General features: G+C 44.1%; 5 protein-coding genes. 1 reads left to right on the top strand and 4 read right to left on the bottom strand.

What is annotated here, in order from left to right; genetic code table 11:
- The 4 genes from A3761_RS13710 to dcd form a co-directional block, all read right to left on the bottom strand.
- Positions 1-473, bottom strand: a 473-nt coding sequence (locus A3761_RS13710; protein WP_156491844.1) for a hypothetical protein, incomplete at its 3' end; no start/stop codon positions are given.
- Between the two features lie 191 nt (positions 474-664).
- A complete protein-coding gene (locus A3761_RS13705; protein WP_068508616.1) occupies positions 665-1,267 on the bottom strand; it encodes a DUF416 family protein in 603 nt (200 codons plus the stop codon).
- Positions 1,268-1,298: 31 nt separating this feature from the next.
- Complete coding sequence (locus A3761_RS13700) at positions 1,299-1,949, bottom strand: class II aldolase/adducin family protein (protein WP_068508619.1); 651 nt, start codon at positions 1,947-1,949, stop codon at positions 1,299-1,301.
- 33 nt (positions 1,950-1,982) lie between these two features.
- A complete protein-coding gene (gene dcd / locus A3761_RS13695) occupies positions 1,983-2,549 on the bottom strand; it encodes a dCTP deaminase (RefSeq protein WP_068508620.1) in 567 nt (188 codons plus the stop codon).
- A gap of 230 nt (positions 2,550-2,779) precedes the next feature.
- Between dcd and A3761_RS13690 the strand changes: the two genes are divergently transcribed.
- On the top strand, positions 2,780-4,665 hold a 1,886-nt coding region (locus A3761_RS13690; RefSeq protein ID WP_156491843.1), incomplete at its 3' end, for an EAL domain-containing protein.

Here is a 4,665-nt window from a genome sequence, read left to right as displayed (position 1 = left end):
ACATCGATGCTGGTGACAGGGCCGTGTTCTTTTTTTGTGCTACGATTTTGGCTAATGCTGCTCTTGTCTTCAGGCGTATTGCTGGCGGCCTTAGCCGCGGGGCTTTGTTTATGGATTGATGTTACCTTACTCGTCGCCTTTGCTTCTTGTATTGCTTTGGGCTCGCTATGTACTTCTTGATTAACCTTATTTACCGTGGGGGCAGGTGCACGTCCGGTTTTGATAAGCTTGCCATTGAACTCGTCGCAGGCATCGCGAACCAGCTCTCGGGATTCAGCAGGGGAGTCAGCATAAGCCCAGGTTTCTACTGTAAAGTTATCAACACCGAATTCACGTACAGTGTCTAAGAACTCACCTGAACCACCTTCTTCTGCCTGAACGATCAGTCTGGCCCAATGTTCTTCCATACTATCTCTTGCACTGCCGACATAAACTTCGTTGTTGACTCTATTGGTGGCAGTAAAAACGATCATATAAGCGATACCTCTGTTATATAAATGTAGTAAGAAAATGGATCAATATAGAAAATGATGGAGGCGCGGAATTATAATGAAGAAAGAATTTTTCGGTAGAATTGACAAGGAAGTTTTTACATAATTTAGCAGATTTTTTTGCAAGTAATTGCTTGCAAATTTTGAGAGCCCTAGATTAGGGCTCTTAAGGTCTATAGGCTGATACCGATATTACTAATGCCTTCATCTTGAGCAAGCTCTCGAATGGCAAGAATCAGTTCTTCTCCAGGGTGGCTTGCAGATCTTAGTAGCTCGCTCAGTTCGGCTTGAAATGAAAACTCGCGTTCAATGAGCGGATGTGAATCGAATAACTTTATTAGCTGGTTTTCGCTCAGTGAGTCGCCTTCGGAAAACTCTATAAACTGAGTGATGGTTTCCAAGGACAGTTGGCTAACGCTCAATGCACGTGGTTTTTCATCGTTGATCCCAGCCAATAGAGCCTGTTCTAGAATGCTTAGGCAATCGTGAGTTGGCAGGGCACCATAATGTTCGCTCTGTTCGGTATCAGGCATGTTCGCCTGGGTCAGATCGAGGAGCTCTACAATACCTTCTTCGTCTTGCTCAATTATGAGCATGTTCCAGGCGCTGTCGATGTCTGCAAGCTTGAGTGGAGAGTCTGAAGGGCTGTCAGACTCGATACTGTCAAGATATAGGAGGGCGTTGGGAAGGGCGCGTTCCGCTATTGCAAGCATAAATGCCCGTTCACGCCAGCCTCTAAGAGAGTTGAGAGATTTTTGAAACTTCAATCGGTTCATTGTGCCTAGCCTGCAGGTAGTTGGTATAAGCTTACGAGTATGTCGCTGCTCTATGTAAAGTGTTTATTAGCGTTTGGGTGCACTGAGAAAGAGACTCACCAGCCACAACAACGCCGTCTTCATGGCCGTCCATGCAAAAGAGAATAGACTTCTCAGATAGTAATAATTGAGCGGATAGTTGGCGCACTGATTCTGCCATCTCTGGCGTGCCATAAGGTATTTCTTTGGGGGTGGAAGCTAGCTTGAGCGCTGAACGTTGCTTCCATATTTCTGTGGAGTGAACGTGCACCACAGCTTTTATTCGGGCACTAAGCTTATAGATGACGCCATGCGTCATACTTTCCGATGAGGGCTTTGTTTCACCTTCTGCATGTATTGTATTTGTCTCAGGGTGGCTTTGGTTTACGAGGCATATATCCCGAGGGAATAGCGTTGGAAGGTGGCCTGTTTGAGTGCCGCTGATCCAGAAAGAAGGAGGCGCTTCAATGCTAGAGTCTGACTGGCAACGCAGTGATAGGTTGCCAAAGCCATAGCCTTCATAGCGATTATCATCCTGGCCGATTAACCCGTGAGCCATCATTTGTTGGCGGCATTGGTTCAGTTCAGCCAAACTGGTATCGTCAATCGAGATGCTTCGATGCTCGAATACCAGCTGATATTTGATAACGCCTTCTTGCTCCACTTGTGTTCTCTCAGACTTGAAGAGGCAGTTAAACTAAGTTTTCGGCAGCGTTACGCCAGTCTGGCCCTGGTATTTTCCACCACGATCTTTATAACTTGTTTCACATACTTCGTCAGATTCGAAGAACAGCATCTGTGCAACACCTTCGTTAGCATAAATTTTTGCTGGCAAATTGGTGGTGTTAGAGAACTCAAGTGTGACGTGACCTTCCCATTCGGGTTCTAATGGGGTGACGTTAACGATAATGCCGCAGCGTGCATAAGTAGATTTGCCCAAACAAACAGTGAGGACGCTACGAGGAATTCTGAAGTACTCAACAGTTCGAGCCAAAGCAAAGGAGTTTGGTGGGATGATACAAACATCGCTATCAATATCGACGAAGCTGTTTTCATCAAACTGTTTAGGGTCTACGGTTGCTGAGTGGACGTTTGTGAAGATCTTGAATTCACTGCTGCAGCGAACATCGTAGCCATAACTGGATGTTCCATAAGAGATAATTCGGCCATTTTCACCGGTTCGAACCTGCCCTGGTTCGAATGGCTCAATCATGCCTTGCTCTTGTGCCATTCTACGTATCCACTTGTCAGACTTTATTGCCATGTTTCGCTGTTCCAAATAAAAAGTTTAGAAGCTGTCAAAGTAATGCTTCCGTAAAGCTGGCTATAATACCTTTGCTTAAGATATAAGCAAAGTATCTACTTACAACGATGGCTTAACTTTTCGAGCAGACTTACTAGGTTTGTTGAAAATATGGTCTAAGCTTGTATCACGCTGTATGTAAAGTGTAGATAGATTGATTCTTCGAATTCACCTAGAGGTAGGACACGGTTTTGGGCCTTTCCGCACTAGAAAAGTTGAAGCATGGTTTAAGGTTTAAGAAACTGGGCCACCGCTTGACCTTTTATTTTGTATCACTCGGTATCTTTTTTACCGTGGTGACGGTATCGGTATTGCTGGTAAAACAATATCAAGATGGAAGGCTTTCTGTTTACGAAGAAGCGAATGATACCATCAAAGCCGTTAATCAGCAGTTAGCTAGAAGCTTATGGAACGTCGATCAGGATAGCACTCATATCTTGCTGGAAGGCGTCTATCGTATGCCTTCAATTCAGGGTGTTAGAATTGTAGAAGCCTTGGGCAATGAATATCAGTACGGGGATATTGAATTGCCAGTAAGTTTGTCGAGCCCTTTGGTCTTTAACGGCCAGAATATGGGTAAGATTGAAGTTGATGTGAAAGATGAGTTGATTACCGAGTCTGTATTAGACCAGATGATCGTGATCCTTATTAGTTCCACTTTGATGATCGGTTTGATTAGTTTTGTTTTCAGTACGATTGTTAAAAATGCAGTGACGCGCCACCTTTCCAAAATTAGCCGTGAAACCGTTCAGCCGGCTCAGCTAACAAGTAAAACCTATAAGCCCATTGTGCTGAATCGCCCCGAATACAGTGATGAAATTGCTGACTTGGTTGAAGCTTTGAACCGGGGACGAAAGCAGGTTGCCGAGTTTGCTTTGGCAAAAGAGTCCTATGAAGACCAGTTAGAGCATCAGGCAAATTTCGACATGCTGACAAATTTGCCTAACCGTCGCCATATTGAATATCACCTGAAAAATGAAATGCTTAACCAGCAGGAAAACGCCGAATACTCGAAGCTGGCAATCTTTTTTATTGACCTGGATGGTTTTAAAGAGGTGAATGACAGCCTGGGGCATAGTACAGGCGATAAGATTCTGCTGGATAGTGCTTCCCGCTTGAAGAAGTTGATCACTCGCTACGGAGGTTATGTGGCCCGTTTTGGTGGCGATGAGTTCATCGCTTGCTTTCAGTGCAACACTCGCGCAGATGCTGAGGATGTTGCTGATAAAACGATATTGGCCTTTAAAGAAAACTTTGTCTTAAGTGACTCGCAGCTTCAATTAGGTTGTAGTATCGGGGTCGTGCTTTACCCTGAAGATGGCGAGAATACTGAAGATTTGATTCGTCGTGCAGATACCGCGATGTATAAAGCCAAAGAAGCAGGCCGTAATACCTTTGCATTCTTTGACCAGTCAATGATGTATAACATCGTGTTGCACAATACGATTAAGAGTAAATTGAAAGATGCGATCGTTAATAATCAACTAGAGCTCTATTTTCAGCCTTTGATTGATTTGCGCGATATGAGTATTACCGGTTTCGAAGCCTTATTACGCTGGGAAGATGAAGACCTGGGTAAGGTTAGGCCGGACTTGTTTATTCCGGTTGCCGAAAAAACCGGTCAGATATTTGATATCGACATCTGGGTATTTGAACATGCCATTGCGCAGGTTAAAGAGTGGCGCAGTGATTTCAATGAAGAATTTATCGTTGCTATCAACTTTAGCCCAACTAACTTTCACCATCGCGAGTTATCTGACTGGACGCATAATCACCAGGTATTTTTGCAAACCTTGGATTGGGTGGAGCTGGAAGTAACAGAACGTTTGATGTTGGACGACGACCCTGTTGTGATGAAGGGTATTAAGCAGCTACTTAAGTCAGGGCTTAAATTCAGTATTGATGACTTTGGTACAGGTTATTCGTCTCTTGGTTATATCAAAAAATTCAGCCATATCCTGTCAAAGATTAAAATTGACCGTATGTTTGTCAATGAGTTAATTAACAACAGCTCTGATCAAGCACTGGTCAAGAGTATCATTACCTTAGCTGATAGCTTATCTATCGAGGTCTTGGC

Source organism: Oleiphilus sp. HI0123 (assembly GCF_001635315.1).
Note: the sequence above shows the minus strand (reverse complement) of the source record. Positions and strands in the feature narration are given on the sequence as shown.

Excerpts from the sequence above, each read along its gene's own strand:
- A3761_RS13705 (WP_068508616.1), bottom strand. The coding sequence starts at position 1,267 with ATGAACCGATTGAAGTTTCAAAAATCTCTCAACTCTCTTAGAGGCTGG.
- dcd (WP_068508620.1), bottom strand. The coding sequence starts at position 2,549 with ATGGCAATAAAGTCTGACAAGTGGATACGTAGAATGGCACAAGAGCAA.